The 26,044-nt window shown below is 70.4% G+C and carries 1 protein-coding gene; it reads left to right on the top strand.

Features of this window, described 5'->3' with window-relative positions; translation table 11 throughout:
- The first annotated feature begins 84 nt into the window (after positions 1–84).
- Complete coding sequence (locus tag JD77_RS28010; RefSeq protein ID WP_342799697.1) at positions 85–25,950, top strand: toxin glutamine deamidase domain-containing protein; 25,866 nt, start codon at positions 85–87, stop codon at positions 25,948–25,950.
- Positions 25,951–26,044: the final 94 nt, after the last annotated feature.

The following is a 26,044-nucleotide window of genomic DNA, read 5'->3' as shown; positions in this document are numbered from 1 at the left end:
GTCTCCGATGGCGACATTTTCAGCCGCGATGGCAGGTCCGACGACACCTTTACGGTCAGCGACCTGTCCGTCTCCGGTGACGACATGTTCAGCCGCAATGGCAGGTCCGACGACACCTTCACGGTCAGTGACCTCTCCTCACTGGACGAGCCGATCAGTCGCGACCCGGCCAAGCCCGACAGCGGGGACAGGGATCCGTTCAGTGACGTGTCCTCGTCGGGCGACTCGGTCGGTGGTGACCCGGTCGGACGCGGCGAGCCGGCCAGCGCGGCACCGGAGCCGGCGGTCGCGGCGACCGGGCAGGCCGTCGCGGCGGCCGAGTCCGCGCGGCGGGTCGCCGACTGGATCGATCAGACACCGGTGGACCCCGACAGCCGCGACCCGTGGTGGTGGTGCGTCCAGGCCACCCTCGACGCCTACACCACCGCCTACGGACGGCCCGGCAACCGGGCAGTATCCGACGACCGGATCCTCGGACCCGACGGCCGACTCGCCCCCACCACGAGCTGGCCGCAACTCCTGGACATCCTCGACGCGACACCCGAACGCGTCGCCCACCCCGACGGCTGGCCCGACGGAGTCACACCGGAAGACGTACTCGCCGCGCTCAGGGCGGCACCGGGCTCGATGGTCGTGGTCAGGGTCGCACCACCCAACGAACCACAACACGTGTTCGCCCTCCACAGCCAACCACAACCATCCGGACCACCGACCATCAAGGTGCGCGACGGCCTGGTGCCCGGCGCCGAGGACCGACCCGAACCACCCGACCCGACCACCGACCCGTGGCTGCGGCACCTGTTCGCGTCGAGCACCCGACTCGCCGCGTTCGACAGCACCGGACGACCCACCACCATCGCCGCCCTCCTTCCCGAGCGCACCACCGCACACCCGCAGCCCACCACCACGACCAGCGTCGACCCCAACGCCATCCTGCTCGCCTCCACCACCCCACCCCGCGGCCCGTCCCAGGCGATGCAGGCAGACACCACCTCCCCCGAGCCGGCCGGCTCCCCCTGGCAGCCGTCCGACCGGCCGGCTCGGTTGCCCGAGTCGGGCTCGGGGTCGTCGGACCCGGTCTCTGATTCGTTGCCGGGCCGACCGGCGGCGATGGAGTGGCACCCCCCGGCCGACGCCGATGCCGACGCTGGCGGACAGTCGTCGGGTCCCGTGGACGGCGACCCGGATGGTCCTGGCCCGGAGCTCGAGGGCCTGGGGTGGGAAACGGACCCGTTCGACACGTTCGAAGCAGTGGACATGTCGACTCCGGGGCCCAACTCGAAGTCGATCCCGCCGGGCTTCGATGAGGAAGTGCTAGCGGAGATTCAGCGGTCGACGCTCTCTGCGTCCCGTGTCGTGGCGCAGTTCGACAAGTGGGTGGGCGAGGTGTTCGACACCTCTCGCGCGGCGGGCGGAAAAGCGTCCAACGCCTTCTACCGTTCATTGTTGGACACCCCGCAGTTGTCGGCGATGCCGAGCATCACCAACGCGGCTGGACTGCGCGTGCGGGCGGCCCGGTGGCTGGCCGAGGACCTCGCGCGGGGCGAGCAGTCGACGTTGAGAGAGTTCCTTCCGTATCCAAAGGGCATGTCGGAGAAGCAACGGAAAGCCCTGCACCGGATCTGGCTCGACAAGCTCTCGAACGCCGAATCCGGAGATTACGAACTCACGCATGTGATTCCGCGTCTCATGGCCGGGGCGTTGTCCATGTCGATGCGGATCCATCATCCGTTCGATGCTCCGAAGGACATCGACCCGACGACGTCCACTGCTGGTGCCGTCCGGCAGCAGGTCGTCTTCTGGAAGGGTGCCTACCACCTGCTCCAGCCTAAGGATCCAGCCGATCCCCGCATCGACACTGGCTTCCAGCAGACAGCCGTGTCCGCCAACGAGAAGGAGAATCTGAATGCCCTTCTCGACGAGCTGAAGCGCCAGATCGACGAGGCGGAAGCGGATCCGACCAGCAGGCACGGACATTTTCTGCGGCACGTCTTCGACCGTAACCTCGCGGCCATCCGTAAGCAGCCCGTCTCCCTGAGCAGGCAGGTCCGGGAACTCTCGGAATATCGTCGATACCTCAACAGACTCGACGAAGACAGCGGTTGGCAGGACGAGAGTCCGCAACTCGAAGCCTCATTCACACTCCGCCGGAGCGCCGGCGATTACAGGCGCGCCGCAGATGTGAGCCTCTGGATGGGCGGCAAGGCTATTGCTGTTCTGAATACCGCCGGACTTGTCGCCCCCGGCGATTTGGTCTCTATCGACTTCGGGAAGGTCGTCGACGGGCAGGGCGTCGGTATTGTCAGAATCCGGTACACCGCGGCCGAGGGCGCCGAGAGTTTCATCTACCGGGAACTCGACCGTAGGTTCACTGACAGCGAGCTGGCCTCTCTGAGGAATAGAGCATCCGCCGCCCGAGTGTTGGAATTCGACAAGCCGTCGTTCAGTGACTCCTTCCGGATGGAGACGTCACTGGAGGGAAACGGCGCTTTGGGCGTGCGGTTCAGTGAGGGTGATGATGGCAAGGTCAGGAAAGCCGTTATCTCACGGACTAAACTTGCCGACGGAACTCCGTTTGTCGTCCCCCGTGACGTGGCGAAGGTTGTTCTGGAGGTTGGGTATGACCTCTATTATCGACCCCTCGCGGTTGCGGAAATCCCGGCCGAACAGACCGGGGGGGATGTCCTGTACCTGCAGTTGACCGATCCCGCCCCCACCGCGAGCGACATCGAGCGGATGCGCAAAGCGAGTTCCTTCTGGGAGTCGTACGATCGATGGTTGCTTGCCGATGAAATTTCTTTCGACGCGACATTGGCGAACCGTGCCAGGATACCCAAACCCATCAATATTCGTGTCGTCGGTGCGGGTAAGACAGTCGATGGGCTGGAGGTGGATCTGTCTGCGGGGGCGGCGATCACCCTGCGGGTAGGAAAGCGGCGGGTCGGACCGGGTGTCGACGACAATGGTTTCGTCGTGGTCAAGGCGCCGTTGAAGCCGTTGGACGACGAAGCCAAAGAGGCCTACCGGAACGCCAACATGGGTGTCGACCCTCCCACGCACGCCTACCGGCTTGTCGACACGGGCAAGTCGGGCGCCGTGTTCGATGCGCTGAAAGAGCAGCTCCAGAAGCGGAAGGAGAGGCCCGCCAAGCGCGAAGAGCGAGCCGCAGCTGGGCAAGCCGCGAAGCGTCGGCGTACGGGAGGTGGGCCGTCGTTGCCTGGGGGGCCGGCGGCGTTGCGGTGGGGTCCTGGGGAGGGCTCGTTCTCGGCTGGTGTGGGCGTGGAGGCCGGGTCGTCGTCGAGGTGGGCGGCTGGTGTGGAGCCATCGGTGGAGTGGGTTGACGGTGGTTGGCGTGTGTCGTATCGCAGTGCGGAGGGTTTGCCTTCGTGGGGCGAGATGACGCGGGTGGAGTCGGATCGGTTCACGTGGCAGGGGCGGGCGCCGCTGGAGTTCGTGCCGACGCCGGAGGGCGACCGTCCGTTCCAGGTGGTGACGGCGGGGGAGCAGGCGGGGGTTCGGGTTCACGTCGATCATTGGGTGCAGCATGGTGAGTCGGGGACGGTGGTGTTCCGTCTTCGGTTGGTGCCGGACGCGAACGTGGTGAAGGACGCCATTCGGGCCACGTTGGGTGCGGTTGAGCAGTGGGTGGTGCAGACCAACGCGGGGTTGGGGTCGCAGGGTGGGTCGCAGGCGGTGGCGGTGGTGTTCGATCCGGCCGCGGAGACGGTGGTTCGGCTCAGCCAGCATGGCAGTGACCTGAAGGACAGCCACAACGTCTATGTGAGTGTGGATGGCACTAAGGGTCGGATCACCCAGTTGCATTGGCTTGCGGGTCTTCCGTCTCGTGCGTATGGGCATGAGTTGAAGCATTTCGCTGGGGTGCCGCACCATGCTTCGCCGGGTGATCTGCTCAGGGGTTCCAGGCGTGTGGGTGATGATCATCTGAACGAGCCGGGGTTCACCGCCTGGGAGCTTGAGCAGATCCGGGAGACGGCTGCGTCGTATGTGGCTCCCACGGTCGCGCCTCGGTCGGCTGGGTCGTCCGGGTCGGGCTCGGTGTCGTCGGAGCGGGTTTCCGGTTCGCTGCCGGGCCGGCCGGCGGCGATGGAATGGCATCCCCCGGCCGACTCTGACGCGGGCGGGCAGCCGTCCGATTCAGCGGAATACTACGACCCGTATGGTCTTGGCCTGGAGTTCGCGGACCTGGCGTGGGCGGCGGGCCCGTTCGGACAAGCGGACCCGTTCGCAGGAATGGACATGGCGACTCCGGCGAATGGCTCGGAGTGGTCGCCGCAGGACTTCGATAAGCAAGTGGTAGCGGCGACCACGCGGTTGGCGCAAGCTGCGTACTATGTCGAGGCCCAGTTTGACAAGTGGGTGCGCGGCGTGTTCGACATTTCTCGCGCGGAGAGGGAGAAAGCAACCGACGCCTTCTACCGTTCGTTGTTGAACACTCCGGAGTTGTTGGCGATGCCGGGCATCACCAACGTCGCTGGACTGCGCGCCTGGGCGGCTCGAAAGCTCACCGAGGACCTCGCCCGGGGTGAGCAGTCGACGTTCAAGGAGATCCTTCCGTATCCGGAGGGCGTGTCGGAGCAGCAACGGCAAGCCCTGCACCGGATCTGGCTCGACAAGCTCTCAAACGCCCTGTCCGGAGATTACGAACTCGCGTATGTGATCCCCCATATCTTCGCCGGGGGGTTGGGCAAGCCGATGCGGGTCCACCATCCGTTCGATGCTCCAGAAGACATCGGCCCGACGCCCGATGCTGGTGCCGTCCGGCATCAGGTCGTTTTCTGGAAGGGTGCCTACCACCTTCTCCGGCCCCGCGATCCAGCCGATCCCAGCCTCGGCAGTGGCTTCCCGCAGACAGCCGTGCCCGCCAACGTAAAGGAGCAGCTGGATGCACTCTTCAACGATGTGATCGCTCTGCTGAAAGACAGGATCGTCGCAGCGGAAGCCAATCTGGCCGGCAGGCACGGACATTTCCTGAAGCGTACCTTCCACCGTAATCTCGCGTACATCCGTCGGCAGCCAGAGCACCCGCCCGGTCTCGGCCTAGGCGCCCCCGTCTCCCTCGACAGGCAGGTCCGCGAACTCAAAGAACATCGCGAATACCTCGACAGTCTCCACGAAGACAGCGGCTGGCGGGACGAGCGCCCGCAACTCGAATCCCCGTTCACCCTCCACCTAACCGCCAGCGAGGCCGGGGGCGGCCCCAGGAGCCGCACAACTCTGTTCCTCCAGCTAGGCGGCAAACGTGGTCCTGTTCTGGATACCACCCAAATTGTCGCCCCGGGTGATGTGGTCGCTGTCGACTTCGGGAAGGTCGACGGGGAAGGCATCGGTATTGCCAGAATCCCGTACAGCGCAGCCGGCGGTGACGTCATCTACCGGGAACTCGACCGTGAGTTCACCGACAGCGAGCTGGCCGAACTGAGGGAAAGAGCATCCGCCCGAGTGTGGGAATTCCACAAGCCGTTGTTCAGTGACTCCTTCCAGATGTCGACGGCATTGTACCGCGACTCAGGGAGGTTGGGCATAAAATTCCGCGCGGGTGATGATGACGCGAGGGCAACCAAGAGCCTCGTCATCCCACGGGGGGCCGCCAAAGTCGCCGACGGGAGTTCGTTCGTCGTCCCCCAGGACATGACGAATGTGGTTCTCGAAGTCGGTTATGACATCGTCGATGGTCGGCCAGTCGCGGTCGTGGAAATCCCGGCCGAGAAGAACGGGGGGCAGGCCCTATATTGGGAGTTGGCCGCCGTCCCCACTGTGCGCGACATCGAGTGGCACCGCAGAAACTCCTTCTGGGAGCTGTGGGATCGGTGGGAACTTACCGAGGGCATATCTCTCGATGAGACCTTGAACAAGCATGCCAGAATACCCACGCCTGTCGATCTTCAGCTCAGCGGTCCGGGTACAACAATCGATGGGTGGGAGGTGGATCTTTCTGAGGGTGCGGAGATCACTCTGCGGGTAGGAGGATGGCGGGTCGGGCCGGATCTCGTCAACAGCATGTTCATGGTGGTCAAGGTGCCGTTGAAGCCGTTGGACGACGCAGCCAAGGATGCCTACCGGCTCGCCAATCCGGGGGTCGACGTACCCACGCACGCCTACCGGCTCCTCAACACGGGCAAGGCGGAAGTCGAGTTCAAAACCTTCAAAGATCAGCTCCAGGCGCGGAAGGACAAGCACGACAGGCGCAGAAAGCGAGACGAACAGGCTGCTGGGCGGACCGCGAGGCGTCGGCGCATTACCGGGGGGTCGTCGTTGCCTGGGGGGCCGGCGGCGTACGAGTGGAATGGTGCGGCTTCGGCCGATGGCGGGGTTGGGTCGTCGTCGGAGTGGGCGGCTGGTGTCGAGCCGTCGGTGGAGTGGGTTGACGGTGGTTGGCGTGTGTCGTATCGCAGTGCGGAGGGTTTACCTCCGTGGGGCGAGATGACGCGGGTGGAGTCGGATCGGTTCACGTGGCAGGGTCCGGCGCCGCTGGAGTTCGTGCCGACGCCGGGGGGCGACGGTCCGTTCCGGGTGGTGACGGCGGGGGAGCAGGCGGGGGTTCGGGTTCACGTCGATCATTGGGTGCAGCATGGTGAGTCGGGGACGGTGGTGTTCCGTCTTCGGTTGGTGCCGGACGCGAACGTGGTGAAGGACGCCATTCGGGCCACGTTGGGTGCGGTTGAGCAGTGGGTGGTGCAGACCAACGCGGGGTTGGGGTCGCAGGGTGGGTCGCAGGCGGTGGCGGTGGTGTTCGATCCGGCCGCGGAGACGGTGGTTCGGCTCAGCCAGCATGGCAGTGACCTGAAGGACAGCCACAACGTCTATGTGAGTGTGGATGGCACTAAGGGTCGGATCACCCAGTTGCATTGGCTTGCGGGTCTTCCGTCTCGTGCGTATGGGCATGAGTTGAAGCATTTCGCTGGGGTGCCGCACCATGCTTCGCCGGGTGATCTGCTCAGGGGTTCCAGGCGTGTGGGTGATGATCATCTGAACGAGCCGGGGTTCACCGCCTGGGAGCTTGAGCAGATCCGGGAGACGGCTGCGTCGTATGTGGCTCCCACGGTCGAGCCCCGGCCGGCTCTGGTCCCGCTCGGTGTGCCCCGCGACGGTCGTGACCTGTTGTCCGCGTTCGTCGCCTCCGAACCGGCCCTGGTCCGCACCGCGCTGGACGCGGGGCTGCCGGCGGACCTGCGGGAGTTCCTCTCCGATCCGGCCGGGGTACGGGCCGCTGTCGCCGAGTCGGTTCGTACCGGAGTGCCGCAGGAGTCCGAGCTCGGCCGGGTCACCGAGTTGTTGCGGGACCGCGTGTCGGACTATCTGGCGGAGAACGCGGGGCGGTTGCCGGCGGACGTGACCGCGCAGCGGCTCGCCTTCCGGCAGCAACACGAGCGGGACGCGGCGGCGCTCAGCCCCGACCAGGCGCTGCGGCGCGTCGATGAACTCGTGGACGCCGGTCTCCTGGACCCGGACACCGCGCGGGCACGTCTCTACGAGATGCGGGTGAATCCGGCGGACGCCGGCCGTCACCTGCTCGAGGTGTTGACCGACCCCGATCGCCAGCTCGACTCCGGGGAACTGGCCGCGGTGAAGGCGGCCGTGCAGGACTGGGCGAACCTGTCGAGCAGCCCGGCCGGCCGGTTCCTGGCACCGCTGCTGGCCCACGCGGCCGATGCCCGGATGCAGGTCTCCCAGGTCGCCCCGGACGGGGTGCGGCCGGTGGGCGCGTACGGCCCGACCGGGGGCACCCCGGTCGATCTGGCCCGCGTGGCCGGCGACCCGGAGCAGCCGGGCGTCCACTTCGACGCGCTCGTGCCGGAAACCCCTGCGGCGGTCGAGCAGCCGGCCGTACTCCCGCAGCAGGTCGCCCCGACCCCGCAACCGCCGACACCGCCCGCCGACGACCGTCAGCAGCAGGTCGTCCGGCCGGCCGGTCCGTCCGCGGACGCGCCGCTGGTCGTCATGGCCGAGGGGCTGCCGGAGAACCTGCGGCTCCAGCGCGCGGTGGGCGGCGTCCTGCTGCACGACGGGGGCATCGCGCCCGGTCCGATCAGCTCGCGGGTGTTGCCCCCGACCGGCCCCGGCCCGGCCATCCTGCTGCACTCCTCGGTGCTCGACCCGGGCAGCCTCGGTGCCGCGCTGGCCGGGCTGCGGGCGCAGGACGCCACCATGGCCGTCCTGCACTGGCCGCAGGACCAGCCGGTCAGCGTGGCCCGGGCGCTGGAGGTCACCGCGCAGGCACTGGGACCGCAGTCCCTGGCGATGCTGTCGGTGCCCCGGTCGGCGCTGCGGGACCGGCCGACGCCCAGCCCGCAGATCGTCCCGCTGGACGCCAACGGTGAGGTGACCTTCTTCAGCGGGCGGCCCGAGCGGTACCTCTTCCTGCCCGAGGTCAGCGGCGCACCGCGCCGGCCCGCCCCGTACGGCCTGCCCGAGCAGTCGCCCGGCGTGTACGGGCTCGGCGACGGCTGGGTGGTCTGGGACGGCGGTAGCCACCTGTGGATCGGGCCGGCGACCGAGCTGGACGGGGCGCGGCGGTTGCTGCCGGACACCGGTGGCTGGCTGGCCGAGCCGGTGGTCTTCCTGGGCTGGGCAGCGACTGCGCTGCCGGTCGAGGTGGGTCACCGGGTCGGTCGGATCTTCGGGGGCATGCCCGCTGCCGCGCCGACGAACCTGATCACCTCCGGGATGGGGCTGGACCGGCGTACTCTCGTCCCGTCCGAGGTGCCCGGCCTGCCGGACGGGGTCCAGTTGAGCCACGTCCCGGGTGGGGTGCTCGCCCACACCGGTCCGCGGCCACCGGCCGGCGCCACGACACTGCACTGGTCGGACCTGACCACCCCGGACCGGCCCCGGCTGGTGTTGGACGGGTCGGTCGGTGCTGACGGTCTGGGTGGCGTGCTGGTCAGCGACCCGGTCGCCGTCGTGGAGGCCGTGAGCCAGGCACTTCCCCCGGGCGCCGGTTCGCTCCAGGTGTTCGTGGCGCCCCCGGCCGCCGGCACCCCGGGCACGGCGCCCGGTGCCGTGGGCGCCGCGCAGGTGGCGGAGCTGTTGCGGGAGCGGTTCGGCGGGCGGCTGGAGCTGGTCCTGCCGGTCTCCGTGGTGGGCCGGCGGCCCGCCGGTGCCGACGAGCTGATCCCGATCGACGCCCGGGGGCAGGAGACCTTCCCGGCCGCCGCGCATGCCTGGCGGGTGCCGCTGCGTCCGGCACCGCCCCGGCAGCCGGGGCCGCTGGGCCTGACCCCGTCCGCCACCGACGGGTACGAGGTGTACCGGGGCTGGACGGTCCGGGAACAGACCGGGGTCGTCCTGTTCGCCCAGAACGGCACCAGCCCGAACACGCTCTCCCCCGACGCCCTGGCGGCCCCCGCGACCGGGGTGGCGGTGGTGATCCAGTCCCGGGGCGGTCCCATCCCGCGCGAGGTGGCCGACACGGTCGCCCGGCTGCTGTCCGGTGTCCCGGAGGCCGACCGGGACGTCCGGGTCTTCGGTAACGAGGCCAGCGCCGGCCCGGCCGCACCCGATCCCGGCGGGGCGTCCGCGTCGGCTCCGGCGCGGCCGGCCACCCCGGACCGGCGGGCGCTGGCGCTCGGCGATCCCAAGGCCAACCTGCCGGACGTCGACCGCATCGAGCAGGGACTGCGCGCCGAGGTGGCCCGCCGGGGCGTCACCGTGCGGGACAACGAGTGGGAACAGTTGCGTGAGCGGCTGCTCAACAACTACCCGCAGTTGGTCTCCGCTGACGGGCTCCTGTTCACGCTGGGCGGCATCGAGGTGCGGGCCCGCCTGCGGCCGGAGGACCCGCGGCTGGTGGCGAACCCGGCCGGCTCGTTCGACACGGAGGCGCCCGGTCCGTCGCTGGACGACACCGAGGGCCGGACGAGTGAGAACGGCCGTTTCCACGCCAACCAGTTCACCCAGGGTGTCTTCCAGACCGGTGCGCACAGCCAGTCCGACGGCACCACCACGCGGGCGACGCGGTTGCGGGGTGACTTCAACGTCGACGTGCCGCTCGGCCCGATGACCCACTGGGGGCCCCGCTTCAAGGCCGACCTCAACAAGGTCGACAAGAAGTCCGCCTACCTGATCGACACGGAGAAGGGCCGGGTGCTCGACACCCGCGCGGACTCGACGTTCTACTCGTACGAGCCGGGGTGGTTGATCGAGGCACGCGGCGACGGGCAGCCGTGGCAGGCGGTGGAGCTGCCGGAGCCGGCGGACGGGCAGGAACCGGCCCGGCTGGTGGTGGCGATCCCCGACCACCTGCTGGAGAGCGCCGGCGAGCAGGTGGTCGCCGACCTGCCCGAGCACCTGCGGGACAACCTGACGCGGGTGCCGGAGCTCTTCTCCGCCAGCAACATCACCGGTCTCAACGAGCTGTACGACCACATCATCGACCGGCTGCGCGCCGACGGCTTCGACATGTCCATCGAAAGCCCGATGCGCAACGAGTTGCAGCGCAAGCTGTGGAACCTGGAAACCCACTTCGACGAGGCGGCGAACAACCGGCGTACGCCGGAGACGGACGGCGACGCCGGCGCGATGACCCGGGGCTACGCGTTCACGCTGCACGACGACGGGCATGCGGCGGCCAGCATCCGGGTGTACGGCCGTCGTCTCGGCGGCTCCGTGCAGGTGGGCCTCGGCGGCGGCTCCACGCGGGTGGGCGCCAGCAGCGACAAGGCCCACATCGAGCAGGTGCGTACCGGCATCGTGGGGCAGGGCGGCGAGTTCACCCTCCAGCAGTCCGCCGGGCTGTCCCTCGGTGGCGCGGTGGACCTGCCCTTGGCCCGGCGTCTCGACGATCCACAGGCGTACAAGGAGAACACCAAGCTCGGTCTCTCCGCCCGGGCGGGGATGAGCTGGACCAGCAACGACGGTGGTGGCGTCACGGTGGCGTCGCTGAACGTCGTGGTCGGCCGGTACACCGGTCAGACGGTCGGCCACGAGGTGCCCTTCGAGTGGCACGCCGAGGTGTCCACCTCCCGCCGCCCGCGCGAGTGGCCGCATCCGACGCCGGTGGTGAACGGGTCGGCGGTGCTCTCCATGTCCGAGCCGGACGCCTTCGACTACGGGTTCAGCGTCGACGCGGACGCCTTCGCCCCCGATCCCATCCCCGGTCTGGCGGACGGTGACCTGGCGGTGGTACCCGCAGGCGGACGACCGCGGTCGGTGCCGCACGACCAGTGGCGGCCGAGGTTGCGCAACACCGGCGTGCACCCGGAGGACACCGGCGGCAACCTGCTGCCCCGGCACGTCATCCAGGGGCGGGGTCTGCTGGGTCAGGCCCTGCCGAGGATCGACAAGCCGGCGGTGCGGCGGCTCCGGGCCGGTCTGATGGAGGTGCTGGCCGGTGAGGGGTTCCTTCCGGCGGACGGGGACCGGCCGTGGGCGCACGGGGAGCAGCGCCGGCCGGCGACCCCGGATCCCGGTACGCCCCTCGCGGAACGGTCGCTGCTGGGTCGGATGGTCGACGGGGCGCGGGACGCCTACGACGAGGTCGTCCACCGCGACACCGACGCCACGATCGACAACCTGGACCTGTTCAACAAGATGGTGAGCGGCGACGGCCTGGAGTCGCACTTCGACTCGCTCGCCCAGGACGGCGCCGCGCTCGTCGACGACCCGGACGCGCCCGCCCCCGAGGCGGGAATGCCGCTCACCATGCACAGTTGGCGCAACGGGGTGATGCGTACCGCCGAGGTGATCGTCTACGCGATCCCCCGGATCTCCGCGGACGTGGACGCGGACGGCAACTCGGTGCACTTCGAACGGCTCAGCGACGAGGTGAGCACGGTCACCCTCGGGATGTCGCTCGGCATCGCCGGCCAGGGCGCGAGCGGCAACCAGGGCTGGTCGGTGGCGGGCGGGGTGGACACCGCGCTGCCGCCGAGCGTCAAGGATGTCCGCTCCGTCGGACTCCTCGGCGGATCGGTGAGCCGCAACGTCGGCGCCGCCGAGCGGGTGACCCGGGTGGTCAACCGGCCGGAGCTGAAGGAGTACGCCGGCCGGGTGATGTTCGTCAACGCGCCGTACGACCTGGGCTACGTGGTCCGGATCAGCGACCGGGACACCCCGATCGTCTCGCCGGAGCTGATCCGCGCCAACGTGCACGCCGCGCTGCTGAAGTTCAACACCGACCCGGCCACCTTCAGCGAGGTGGCCCCCGGCGACGTCGCACCGTCGGCGCTCAACCAGGGCATCGTGTACTTCGTCGACGCGCACGGCCTGCGCGCCGCGGCGCAGAACCAGTTGCCGCGGGACCTGACCCTGGCCGGCCGGCCGATGACCGGGCCGGTGGCCAGCCTGACCAACCACGTCACCTTTCAGGCGCGGTTCAAGGAGGCCATGCTCGGCCAGTACGGCGCGACCACCCTGGTCGAGCCCGGCTTCTGGGCGAACACCAACGCCGCGCTCTCGGTCAAGGTGCCCCGGATCCGGGGGGCGCGGTTCGTCGGCGCCACCCCGGACCAGTACGTCACCGGTCTGATCGAGCTGTACCTGGCCGAGACCGTCAACGTCGCCAACCGGTCGTTCGCGAAGGCGTTCAACCTGCCCAACATCGGCCTCGAGCACAAGTTCGGCCCGCTCAGCGTCGGCTTCGGCACGTCGGCGGGCGTGCGGGTCAGCGAGAGCGAGTCGGCGGAGACCAAGCGCGTCGGCGGCCTGGAGATGCTCAAGCTGGCCTTCGGCCGGGGGTACGCCTTCGAGGCGGAATACGACGCCAACGTCCGCGCCGGCGTCCATACGCAGGTCGGGTTCGTCGCCAGCCGGGTCAGCGTGCCACCCGGAGCCGACCTGCGGGGCCGCACGATGCTGTTCATCCTGCCGGAGGCGGAGGCCCTGGCGCAGTACGCGGCCGGGAAGCTGCCGGTCAGCGATGTGCAGTTGGTCGACGCGATGGGCCGGTGGTCCCGTGGTGAGCTGGTGCTCAGCGGCAACACCGTGGCGGGGTTGCTCAGCCGGTGGCATGGCGAGCTGGCCGACCGCGTGGCCGGCGGTCTGCCCGACCTCGGCGCGTACCTGATCCAGCACCGGGTCCAGACGTGGGCGCTGACGCTCGCCGACCGGCACGTGGACCTGGCCCAGCGCGGCGCGGTGCTCGACCCGCGCCGCCGCGAGCGGTTCGCCACCGAATTCGGCATCACCCTGGACCCGAACGTCAACCCGTTCAGCGCGTTGACCATGCCGCCCTACCTGACCCGGACCGGTGACCGGACGCTGGGCCACGCGGGCGTCGACGAGCTGGTGCTGTTCACCGGGCCGGCCCCGGCGGACGGCGGGCCGCGCCCCACCACGACCGTGCTGGACGCCGTTCGGGAACTGGTGGACGCCGGCCGGCCCGGGCTGCTCGGGGCCAGCCACGACAACTGGCCGGGGGCGGGGAACAGCTGGGGCGTGCTGATGGTCTCGCCCGACGAGTCGGTGGTCGGCGCGCTGCCCGGCGGCCTCGAAACGCTCCAGTCCACGCTCGCCGGCCAGCGCGCGAACATCGTGTTCGCCGACATGCTGCACCGCTACAACGGCGTGTCGTTCTACCTGGTCGACCAGCGCAACCCGGTGGCGGTCCAGATGTTCAAGCTGAAGATCTCGGGCACCCTGGGCGGCCGACCGCGGTACACCGGCTGGCGGGCCGACTACGGCATCGAGAACTACCCACACGCCTACGGCGCCACCGCTCGCATCATCGGACAGGCGCTGGGCTGGAACCTGACGCCGGCCCGGTTCGGCTTCTCGGTCGACGGCGTCCCGGTGTCCACCGGCGGGTCGCTGTCGTTCGCGCCGGGAGGAGGGCGCGGCGTCAAGGGTGCCGCGCAGGTCGTCCGGGAACGCACCGTCTACGACTGGACGGGGAACTACGAAGCCGAAGACGACCTCGGCCTGACCATGGAGCTCAGCCGGGTGCAGATGCACGGCTGGCAGCCGAGCTACCTGGTGAACCACGTGCTGACGGGTCTGAACAACGCGGCGGACTGGGCGTTGCACCACGCGCCCGCCGGTTTCGCCGACCGGATCTCCCTCGCGCCGGTGGAGCCGGTGCTGACCCGTCACTACGAGGGGCGGATCGACTTCAAGGTGCCCCGGGGGCTGGCCGAGGCCACCCCCGTCCCCCGGTCGCCGCAGCTGGACCTGCGCGCGCTGCCGTCGCTGCCCGGCGACGCCTACGTCAGCGGCGCCCTGGTCGACGACCTCTACCCGGCCGCCCGGCACCTCATGGGCAAAGTGCTCGGCCCGCAGGCCAACGCCCCGCTGTACCGGGGCAGCGTGGCGCTCGACGGCCTGCTGTCCCGGCTCACCGTCGACAACCAGCTCTCCGAAGGGCTGGGCGACGGCGGATACCTGCTCGGCTCGCACCTGTTCGTCGCCGGCTCGTCCAACAACCGGGTCGCCATGCGGATGTACGTCAAGCTGCACTCGCTGGAGATCATCAGCGAGCTCGCCACCACCGGCACCGGCCGGTACGCCAAGTTCGGTTTCACCACCTCGGCCACCCAGTCGCGTAACCGGTGGCGGCCCAACGTCGACGTGGGGATGGCCTACGGCGCGCCGATCGGGAAGACGAACATCGGCCCGCAGGCGGACACGACGGCCGGCGGCGGGATCTCCACCGGCGCGAACCGGAACGCGCCGGCCAGCCACAGCGCCACCTTCGACGACACCAAGCGGCTCGAGAACCACCTCAAGATGCAGGGGCCGACGAATTTGGTCCGGGCGCGTATCCAGGTGCGTATCGTCGCGGTCCCGCACCAGCACAGCGCGTTCTTCCGCGACGCCGGCCTGGCGCCGACCGAGCCGGAGCGGTTCGCGGCCGACGACGCCCGCAGCACCGGCTGGATCAGCGGCGACGCGTACTTCGAGATGTACGCCGACGAGGTACACGAGCTCCAGCGCGGGCTCTCCGAACGGTACGACTGGAAGGCGAACAACCCGGCCGGCTGGCCCGCACCAGCGACCGACGCGCCCTCGATCGGTCTGGAGGGTCTGCTGCAACGCGCGACCCCGGCGGGCATGGCCGCCGCCCCGGTGGCCGGCCGGGTCATCGACGCCGGCACCTTCGACCCCGCCCAGGCGCCCCAGCATGTGGCCCTGCTGATCCGTGACCAGCTCGGCAACCACTACGACCCGGTCAGCCCGCTCCGGCTCACCGCCAGCGCCGCCGAGCAGGCCCGCCGCCGGTACGAGGTCATGCTGGACTGGGCGGTGGGCCACCTCCAGGGGCTCAACCCCGTGCAGCAGGCCGCCGCCGACCTCGCCGAGCTGACCGGCTGGAAGAACCAGGTCGGCAAACTCGCGGTCGGCGCCCCGCTGCCCGCCACCGACGTGCGACTGTTCGCCGAGCGGATCCCTGAGATCGTCGACCGGGTACGGGCGGTGCAGCCGCCCGGCTCCGCGCCGGTCACCCCACCGGAGGAGGTGGAGCTGCTCGTCCAGGACCCGCGCACCGTGGCCCGGGCGGTGGCGTTCGAGCTGAAGACCCACCTCGACCTGACCGTCACCGACGAACAGGGCACGGCCAGCCGGTACCGGATCGACCCGCAGGGCTGGATCGTCGAACTGCGGGAGGGTCCGGACGGCACGTTCGCCCCGGTCACGGCTGTCGAGGTGATCCACGGGCTCGACCGGGATCTGAAGTTGCGGGCCGCCAGGGCCGCGATTCCCGTGTCGCAGCAACGCGAGATCTACCGCGGGCTGCTGGAACGTACCCCGGTGCAGATGGACGCGGCCGCGGAGCTGGGTCCGGAGCTGGAGACGCACATCCGGCAGGTACGCGACGACGCCGACGACCTGGCCCGTGAGTGGATCACCGAGGGCCTGCCCACCCGATCGGCGAACCCGCTCGGGGCGCACGTCGCCCGGCACGACACCGACAGCCCGCAGACGCGGGCCGGGCAGGCGCGGCGGCTGCTGGCCCCCGTCCTGCCGCCGGGATGGACCACCACCGGGCCACTACCCGGGGTGCCCGCCACGCTGCGCCCCGGCACCCGACTGTGGATCACCCGCCCCCAGGGTGCCTTCGCGGCGCGTGTCGACGCCGACGGCACCTACCGCCTCTACGACCCGCTCGTCATCGGGACGGCCGAGCGGATCCTCACCGCCGAGCAGTTCCAGGAGGCGGTGACCCTCGCCGTATTCCCGGTGGTCAGCGAACTCGCCACGCCGAAGCCCGTCACCCTCGTGGAGCCCGACGTGCTGACGAGCTGGCTGCTCCAGGACGGCAACTGGGCGGCGTCCCGGCAGTTCGCGGAAGCCAACCTCGGGGTGCTGCGCGCCGACCCGACCGCGGCGCGGCTGACGCAGGACCAGCAGCAGGCCCGGCCGTCGTCGCCCCCGACTCCGCCGGCCCAGCCCGACGTGACCCGGCCCGAGACGACCCCGGCACCCGCCGGCGATCCGGTCCTCGACCGGCACCGTGCCCTGCTCGACGCCATCCGGGCCGGACAACTGAGCGCCGCGTACGGCTACCTCGACGCCGCCGACGCGGCGGCCCGGCACCGCGTGCTCGCCGACGCGGTGGCCGCGGTGACCCCGATCGATTCGACCGGCTCGATCGACCCGGCCGCGCCGGCCGGGCTGCGGGCCCTGGCGGCCCTCGTCGACGCCGACCCCCGGGTGACCCAGCCCAGGCCGGGGCCGGAGGCCGTCTCCGACGCCGGCATCCTGCGGGCCGTGGCCGACATCCTCGACCCGGCCGTGGGCGCACTGGACACCTTCCGGGCCATCGCCTCCGCCGCGTGGACCATCAACTCCCCGCAGAACTGGCCGGACACCCTGCGAACCCTGACCGGGCTGCCCAACCCAGCCGGCCGCGACTCGGCGACGCTACTCGGCGCGCTCGACATCATCGAGCGGCAGCGGTTGCACGACGTCGCCAAGCTGCTCACCGGCCTGACCCCGGACGACGCCGGTGCGGTCGCCGCCGCGGTGACCGCGTCCGGGACGACCGCGACCGACCTGGCCAACGCGTGGCGGGACGTCTCCACCGCCGCCGACCTGATCCCGGCGCTGCCCCCACCAGCCGCCACCCGGGCCGGGACGGCGGACACCCCACTGGAGCGGCCCCACGTCGTGCATCATCCGATGCCCCCGGTCACCGCCGCCCTCGACCGGTGGCTCGCCATCGGCAACTGGGACGACTCCCGCGCCTTCCTCGACCGCCGCCCGGCGGACCTGCTCTCCGACCGGGCGCACAGCGCGCTTCAGATCCGCCGGGCGGGGCTGCCCCACCACGACGTCGACCTCGCCGCCCGCGACGCGCTGCTCACCCTGGCCCGCTACGGTCACCTCGACGACGGATACCGGTACCTGCTCGGCCCCACCCCACCGGCGTCGGCGGCGGCCGGGACCCCGACCCCGCTGCCCGGAGCGCCGACCGGGCGGCAGGAGCTGCTGACCAACCTGCTGGCCCGGCCGGACCTGGCCGACCCGGCCGCCGTGTCGGCCCTCGGCTACCTGGCCGCCACCCTCGACGGTCCGGTCGACGCCGTGGACGGGGCGATCCTGCACCTGACCGCCGACGCGCTCGCCGGCCTGAACGTCCCCGATGCCGCCGTCACCACGGTGGTGCAGGACGCGCGTCAGAACCTCTCCGCGCCGCAGCGGCATCAGTGGGCCGAGACGATCCGCCACCTCGCTGACAACGCCACCGGCACCCGCGGGCCGGCACTGCGTCACCTCGCCGACCGGCTGTTCACCACGGCAGCGGATCCCGGTCCGGCCTCGGACGCCTCGGACGCCTCGGACGCCGAGGTGGCCCGGGTGCGGCAGGCGACGCGCCAGCGCCTCCAGCAGGCCACCCAGGAACTCCAGCGCACCGTCGACGACCTCGGCCAGGCCCGTCGGAACGAAGAGATCGCGCAGGCCGCTCGGGGCGCCGCGGCGGCGTCGCTCGACGCCGCCAGGAACGCCGTCACCGAGGCCGAGAGCGAACGTGCCCGGCTCGCGCAGAAGATCGACGACCTCAACCGTGCGATGCCGGGACTCGAAGCGGAGGTGACGCGACGAGAGGAGTTGGAGTCATCGGCCCGGCAGACGGTCGACGACCTTGCCACCAGCCAGGACGAGTCACGGCTGGCCGCCGCCCAGGCAGAGCTTCTCCAGGCGCAGCGGGAACTGGACGCGGCCCGGACGGCGCTGGAGAACGCCACCAGCGACCTCCGGGACGCCGGACAGCACCTCGACCGGGTCCGCGCGGAGCTGCCGGACCTGCGTAGGCAGGTAGAGACCGCGAGCGAGGAGTTCCAGGCCCGCGACGTCTCGGCGCAGGCGCACACCAACGCCGTACGGGTGCTCGACGAGGCCAGGACGGCCAGTGAGGCCGCCCGGGACGCGGCGCAACAGCAGGACGCGGCGCAACAGCAGGTGGACGCGATGGCGTTGCGGGTCCCCCCGATCCCGCGCGGCCCGGTCGTGGACGTGGACGTGGCGCTGGCCGAGATCGCCCGCTCCGGCCACGGCCGGTCCGTCGTCCCGGAGCTGAACCGCTTGGTACGCGAGCTGCACGGTGGCACGGTCCCGGCGCGCGTGGTGCTGGGCACCGACCCGACCCGGCAGGCCGACAACGCCGCGACCGCCCCGGCGGACGAGACCGCCGTACACGAACTGGACCGGGTGCAACTCGCCCGGGACCTCGCCGCGAGTCTGGCGGTCCCGGTCGAACTGCGGGTCAGGGGCGGCACCACCGCCGAGCCGCCGTACCTCGCCTACCCGCGCGGTGAGGTGGTGCGGCTGGACGCCACCGGCCGGCCGGAGACCCTCGACGACGCCGTGCGGCGGCTGCCGCAGCGCGTCCAGGACGATCTGGCCCCGCACCGGGACCGGCCCGACGTGAACGCCCGGCTGGAGATCCTGCACGAGGTGGAGATCGAGTCGCGGCACGACTTCGCCACGGCCGTGGCCGCCCTGGTTGAGGACCTGAACCGACACCGGCAACCAACCCCACCGGATGTGACTGGTGTGTCGGGGCGCGGGGATGTGCTGCTACCGAGTCAGATGTCGCCGGCTGACGTGTCGATCTGGTTCCCCTGGTTGGGCGATGTGAACCAGCGCCCTGGTGACGTTGACGTTGACGTTGACGTTGACGGTTACGAGACCAACTGCATCCTGACGGCGATCGGTACTGACATGTCGTTGGCGGGCGGAGTGGGTTGGCAGGTACCGCCCGAAGAGATGCTGCCGGTGGCGTGGTTGCAGCGGTACGCGGATCGGCCGTTGGTGGAGGTGGCCGACTACGACGCGGTGGCGGAGGTCATGGCGGCGGCGGAGCCCGGCGCCCGGGGTGTGCTGGTGACGACCGGCGAGGGCGACACGGTTTCCCATGCCGTGAACGTGATGCGCACCTATGACGGGAAGGTGGTGTTCCTCGACGGTCAGCGGGGTGAGCTGGCCCGGGGGCCGGCCGAGCCCGGCCGGTTGCGGTTCGTGGCGACGACCGACGGCGTGGGCACCCCACGTCCGCCGTCGAGGGTGGCAGACGCCGCGACCGTGACCGTTGCGGAGCATGAGGATCTGGCCGGGATGGACGGCACGGCGCCGGAGGAGGAGTTCCGGACGGGGCCTGATTCCCCTGCCTTGGTTTCGGATGTCGATTCGGAGGAGTTTCCGTCGAGGCCGGCGTCCTCGTTGGGTCTTCCGGACGTGATGGCCGCGCTCGGGCGGATTCTGTCTCGGGGGTCTGACGACGTTACCGAGGCGGCGGAGTGGTCGGTGGCGTCGGGTGACGGGTGGGTGGTGCTGCATCCCGATGGTGTGGGCGCTGGGGTTGATGTGGAGGGTCTCGCGCGGGAGCAGGCGGTGACGGATGCCGAGGCGTGGGCGGCGAGGACGGGGCGGGAACGGCCTGCGGGTGATGCGGTCTGGCGGGTGGTGTTGGCGTACGAGGACGGTGGGCATGAGGACGCGCTGGATCTCGTGCGGCGGTTGCTCCTTGGTGAGCTCAGATCGGACGTGAATGTGCCTGAGGCGGCGGTGATCGAGTTGTCGCCGTACAGTGCGTTGCCGGCTGACCCGTTGCCGTTTGCTCCCGCGGTGGAGTCACGGACGGCGGTGGAGTCACGGACGTTGGTCGCGATTGCGGAGTTCCGGGCGGCGATGGGCCAGTCGGGGGCGGTGGCGGCCCGTTGGCAGTATGTGGCGGATTCGGGGGCGGAGGCGGGGGTTGTTCCGCCGGGTCTGAAAGCTTTCGATTTCTCGGGCCGGGAGACGTTCCCGGGTGGGCCGTTGTGGTGGGAGTTCCAGGCGCATCCGAACCTTCCGGGGGCTGATCTTGCGTATCGGCGGCGTCGAGTGGACGCTCAATTGCCCGCCGAGCATGGGCCGTACCTGCTGCCGCTGAATATGGATTGGGGGCGGTTGGGGCAGCCGGCATTCTCGTACTTCCGGGATTGGGTGTTCCTTCCGACTGTGCCGTCGGAGCGTGGTTTGCGGGTGACGCAGGTGCGGCCGGCGGGGTTGCTTGCCGGAGAGACTGCGGCGGCGCGTGCGGGGGGAAGTCTGGCGGGGGCGCCGGATGTGGGACGGGGGTGGGTGCCGGATGGTGCGCGGGTGTTGGTGGTGGGTGTGCCGGACCCGCGTCCGATGCATCCCGGGGCGGTCCTGTCGTCGATCCCCGACGTCTTCCTGAATGGTGCGTTGCCACCGGCGGCGTCGGGGTTGCGGGAGCCGGTGTACGTGGTGGTGCACGGGTTCGGTGGGTGGACGTCGACGGTGGTGTTGGCGCATGTGGCTGAGGATGACCTGTGGCCGGTGCGGATGGGTGAGCTGGCCATCGGCGAGCCGGCGGTTGGCGGCCTTCGGGAGCCGCGGGATCAGGTCGAGGCCGAGGAGTGGGCTCGTGTGCGGGCGGAGTTGGTGGGGATCGCGGAGGCGGTGGAAGGGCCGGGTGGGGCGGCCCGGAGTTGGGTGGCCCGGCGTGAGGAGTTGGTGGCGGCGCTTCCCGATGTGACGGTGGCTGATCCGGCGGTGGGGGTGGAGGAGCATCGCCGGGTGGGTGAGCGGGTGGATGAGTTGGTGGCGTTGGGTGAGCGGTTGGTCGGGCACACGCGTGGGTGGGTGGACCTGGCGGGGCGGGTGCCGGATGTGCCCGAGCGGTGGCGGGCGGAGTTGTTCTCCGCGGTGAGCGCGTTCGGCCTGGCGCGGCGGTGGTTGGAGGAGCAGATCTCGTCGTTGCCGGTGGAGCCGGCGGTGCCGGGGCGGGCCGGGGATGGTGCCGCCACCTTCGGCGGGAGGCCGACCGAGCCCGGCGGCCAAGCGGTGGCGGTCGGGTCGGGTGAGCAGGCGGTGTCCGTTTCCGACGTCGGGGTCGCTGCTGCGCGTGCGGATCTGATCCGCCGGTGGGGGGCTCTCGCCGCCGGCCACGCGATACGTATGGGCGCCGCTGACCGAGTGTTGCAGCGGGTGCGCGAACTTCGTCAGGACGACAGCTCGCTGACGGGGCTGTCCGACCGGTACCTCGGGGCGATGCAGGATCTCAGCCGTGCGCGGATGCCGCGCACCGTGGACGCCTACGTCGATTCGTTGCCCGCGACCGAGTTCGGGGGGTTGAGGGACCGGCTCGGCCAGGTCGAGACAGCGGCCGCGGAGCTGGACCGGCACCTCGAACAGGCGCGAACCGCTGCCGGCACGTCCGTTGTGCCGGATGAGCGGGGTCCGCTGACCGGCCACGACGACGTGGTGTGGGCGGTGACGTCGTGGCAGGGGGAGTCGGGCCCACGGGTGGCCTCCGCCAGCGAGGACGGGTCGGTGCGGATCTGGGACGTGGCCAGCGGTCAGCCGCCCGTGAGGCTCGTGGGCCACGAGGGCGGTGTGGGGGCGGTGACGTCGTGGCAGGCGGGGGCGGAGCGGCTGGTGGCCTCCGGCGGCAATGACGGGACGGTGCGGATCTGGGACGCGGCCGACGGTGTGGAGCGGCAGAGGTTGGAGGGCCACGACGGCTCGGTGTCGGCGGTGGCGTCGTGGCAGGCGGGGCCGGACCGCCTCGTGGCCTTCGCCAGTATGGAGGGGCCGGTGCGGATCTGGGACGTGGCCAGCGGTGTGGAGCGGAGGCTGCTCGGCCACGAGGGCCCGGTGTTGGCAATGACGTCGTTGCAGCTGGCGTCGGGCCCGCTGCTGGTCTCTGCCGACGGCGGCGGGCTGGTGCTGGTCTGGGACGCGAACGATGGTGTGGAGACCGCAAGGTTCACCGGCCACGAGGGCTCGGTGTACGCGTTGACGTCGTGGCCGTCGGAGTCGGGGCCGCTGGTGGCCTCCGCCGGTAGCGACGGGACGGTGCAGATCTGGAACGCGGACAGCGGCGAGTGGCTGCGGACCTTGGGAACCACCGACGGCACGATGTGGGCGACGGTGACGTCGTGGCAGGCGGGGACGGGTCGGCTGGTGGCCGCGGCCAGCGCGGAGGGGACGGTACGGATCTGGAACGCGGACAGCGGCGAGTTGATCGAGACGGTGGTGGCCCCCGCCGGGTTGCTGGCGCTGACGTCGTGGCAGGTGGGGCCGGGCCGGTGGGGGATGGCCGGCGGCGACGTGAACTCGACGGTGCAGTTGTGGTCCGTGTCCGATGCTGGCACACCACAGGTGTCCGTTGTGCCGGATGAGCGGGGTCCGCTGACCGGCCACGACGACGTGGTGTGGGCGGTGACGTCGTGGCAGGGGGAGTCGGGCCCACGGGTGGCCTCCGCCAGCGAGGACGGGTCGGTGCGGATCTGGGACGTGGCCAGCGGTCAGCCGCCCGTGAGGCTCGTGGGCCACGAGGGCGGTGTGGGGGCGGTGACGTCGTGGCAGGCGGGGGCGGAGCGGCTGGTGGCCTCCGGCGGCAATGACGGGACGGTGCGGATCTGGGACGCGGCCGACGGTGTGGAGCGGCAGAGGTTGGAGGGCCACGACGGCTCGGTGTCGGCGGTGGCGTCGTGGCAGGCGGGGCCGGACCGCCTCGTGGCCTTCGCCAGTATGGACGGGTCGGTGCGGATCTGGGACGTGGCCAGCGGTGTGGAGCGGAGGCTGCTCGGCCACGAGGGCCCGGTGTTGGCAATGACGTCGTTGCAGCTGGCGTCGGGCCCGCTGCTGGTCTCTGCCGACGGCGGCGGGCTGGTGCTGGTCTGGGACGCGAACGATGGTGTGGAGACCGCAAGGTTCACCGGCCACGAGGGCTCGGTGTACGCGTTGACGTCGTGGCCGTCGGAGTCGGGGCCGCTGGTGGCCTCCGCCGGTAGCGACGGGACGGTGCAGATCTGGAACGCGGACAGCGGCGAGTGGCTGCGGACCTTGGGAACCACCGACGGCACGATGTGGGCGACGGTGACGTCGTGGCAGGCGGGGACGGGTCGGCTGGTGGCCGCGGCCAGCGCGGAGGGGACGGTACGGATCTGGAACGCGGACAGCGGCGAGTTGATCGAGACGGTGGTGGCCCCCGCCGGGTTGCTGGCGCTGACGTCGTGGCAGGTGGGGCCGGGCCGGTGGGGGATGGCCGGCGGCGACGCGAACTCGACGGTGCAGTTGTGGTCCGTGTCCGATGGTGCTGCCGGGCCGGCGGGGTTGTCCGACGTGCCGGCTGGGCCGGTTGCCGCGGAAAACGGCCCTGAATCGGTCGGGTCGGACTCCCCACCGGATGTGGCTGGTGTGTCGGGGCGCGGGGATGTGCTGCTACCGAGTCAGATCCCGCCGGCTGAGGTGCCGATCCGGTTCCCCTGGTTGGGCGATGTGAACCAGCGCCCTGGTGACGTTGAGGTTGACGTTGACGTTGACGTTGACGGTTACGAGACCAACTGCATCCTGACGGCGATCGGTACTGACATGTCGTTGGCGGACGGAGAGGGTTCGCAGGTGCCGCCCGAAGAGATGCTGCCGGTGGCGTGGTTGCAGGAGTACGCGGGTCGGCCGTTGGTGGAGGTGGCCGACTACCGCGCGGTGGTGGAGGTCATGGCCGCGGCGAAGCCCGGCGCCCGGGGTGTGCTGGTGACGACCGGTGAGGGCGACACGATTTCCCATGCCGTCAACGTGATGCACACCTATGACGAAAAGGTCGTGTTCCTCGACGGCCAGCGGGGTGAACTGGCCCGGGGGCCGGCCGAGCCCGGCCGGTTGCGGTTCGTGGCGACCACCGACGGCGTGGGCACCCCACGACCGCCCACGCTGGATGCCGTACCGGAGGAATGGCCCCCTCCGGCTGACCCCGGCAGTCCGGTCGACGCCGAGGATCTGGCTGGCGCGCCGTCTGGGTCGCAGCGGACGGCGGAGCCCGACTCGTCGCGGGAGGCTCTTGACCAGGCGTCGCGGACGCCGCTGCCGCAGGATGAGCCGGCCGTCCCGTATTCGCCTGCGCCGGTGACGCTGCCTGCGCCGTCTGCGCCTCGGTCGCCGGAGGTGGTGTTTTCTGAGCTTGTTGATTTGAAGTCGGAGTTGGCGGCTCTTGATTTTCAGCTCAGTCGTGGGGCGGAGGGGCTTGAGGCTGCTCGTGATGAGGTGCGGGCAGCGTATGAGGAAAACCTGCGTCTGTTGTTGGCTGATGCGGAGTGGGCGCCGCGGGTGCATCACTGGCGTGGGGGTGGGTTCGATGAGGCGGTGCGGGCGAGTGTGGATGGGCTTCGCCGCGAGTTGACGGAGGGGGTTGGCGGTTCGCTGGTTGGGTTGTTGGATGATTCTTGGCTGGCCACGGTGGTTCAGCTGGGGGTGGGCAGGGTCGCGTCGGGGGATGGGTCGAATCGTCTTGACGCGTTTTTGCCGTTGGTTCGTGAGTATGTGGATGGTGGGGTCGAGTCGGTTACCGCTGATCATGTGGCGGTGCTTGACGGTTATGTGGGGCGGTTGAACGCGGCGAAGCGGTCGGTGGATCGTGATGGGTTGTTGTGGGCGGCGGGTTTCCGCACTCTTGGCAGGGTGTTGGGGGAGGACGCCGGTCCGGGGGTGGGTTCTGCGGCGGGGGTGAAGACTCCTGACCAGTTTGTTGACGAGTATGTGTCGGGGTTGCGGGGTCCGGTGGGGGTGGGGGAGGCGCCGTCGTCGTATGTGCCGTGGGCGGAGCGGGTGTTGGAGGTGCGGTGGCTGGCGCGGCAGGCGGGGTTGACGGTTACGGGTTTGGATGATGCGCGGGTTCTGGACACGGTGGTGCAGTTGGCGCACCGGCAGTATCGGAAGGATTTCCGGGGTGCGCGGCCGTTGGGGCCGTTGGGTGTGCCGGCTTTGCGTCGTGTGGTCGAGGTGAAGTTGGGGGTTGGTGATTCGGCGCCGTTGTCGATGGATGTGTTGCGGTTGGTGGCGGACAAGTCGGGGGCGCGGCGGAAGTGGGAGCAGTCGCACGCGTTCCAGGCGTGGGCGCGTCGTCAGGTTCAGCGTTCGTTCGGTAGGTCGGAGTTCGCGGGTGGTGGTGCGCGTTGGCATTGGTTGGATGGTGGTTATCGCCAGGTGGTGACGCTGTTCCAGCGTAGGGCGGAGAAGTGGGAGGGGATGGCGGATTCGCCGGCGGAACGGCGGAGGGAGCAGTCGCGGGTCCGGGAGTTGTTGGACACCACCGGTTCTGGTCGGAAGGTTCCTGACGGGCAGATCGAGAAATTGGTGCGGGTGCGCCGTAAGTATTTCGCGGATTATCGGAACCGGTGGTTCACGGAGGATTCCGGGTTCGCTGATTACCGGTGGATGACGCAGCAGTTCCTGGATGACACCCGGACGGATGCGCGGAACATTGAGCGGTTGGCGGCGATGTTGGCGGCTCCGTCGCCGGAGGTGGTGGGGTGGCGGCCGTCTGCCGATGGTAGGGGGCCGACCAGTTTCCGTGATTTCCTGAACAGTCAGCGGCTGCCGTCGTGGGTGTCTCTGCGCCGGGATGGAAACGGGCGGCTGGGGCCGGAGGCGGAAACATATGTGCGGCCCTGGGTGGAGGGGCTGCGGGATGAGGTGGCCCTCGACGGCTATCTGCACGACGCGGTGACGGTGGCGCAGTTGTCGGGGGCCTGGTCGATGCGGTGACCGTCCGGAGGTGGTGGCGGGAATCGAGCGCGGGGGTCGGTGCGCCGGTCAAGACCGAGTCGGCGCCTGCGCCGGTCAAGACCGAGTCGGCGCC

The sequence above is a fragment of the Micromonospora olivasterospora genome (assembly GCF_007830265.1).
In the GTDB taxonomy this organism is placed as follows: domain Bacteria; phylum Actinomycetota; class Actinomycetes; order Mycobacteriales; family Micromonosporaceae; genus Micromonospora; species Micromonospora olivasterospora.
The sequence above is the reverse complement of the archived record's forward strand: the minus strand, read 5'-3'. Positions and strand labels throughout refer to the sequence as shown.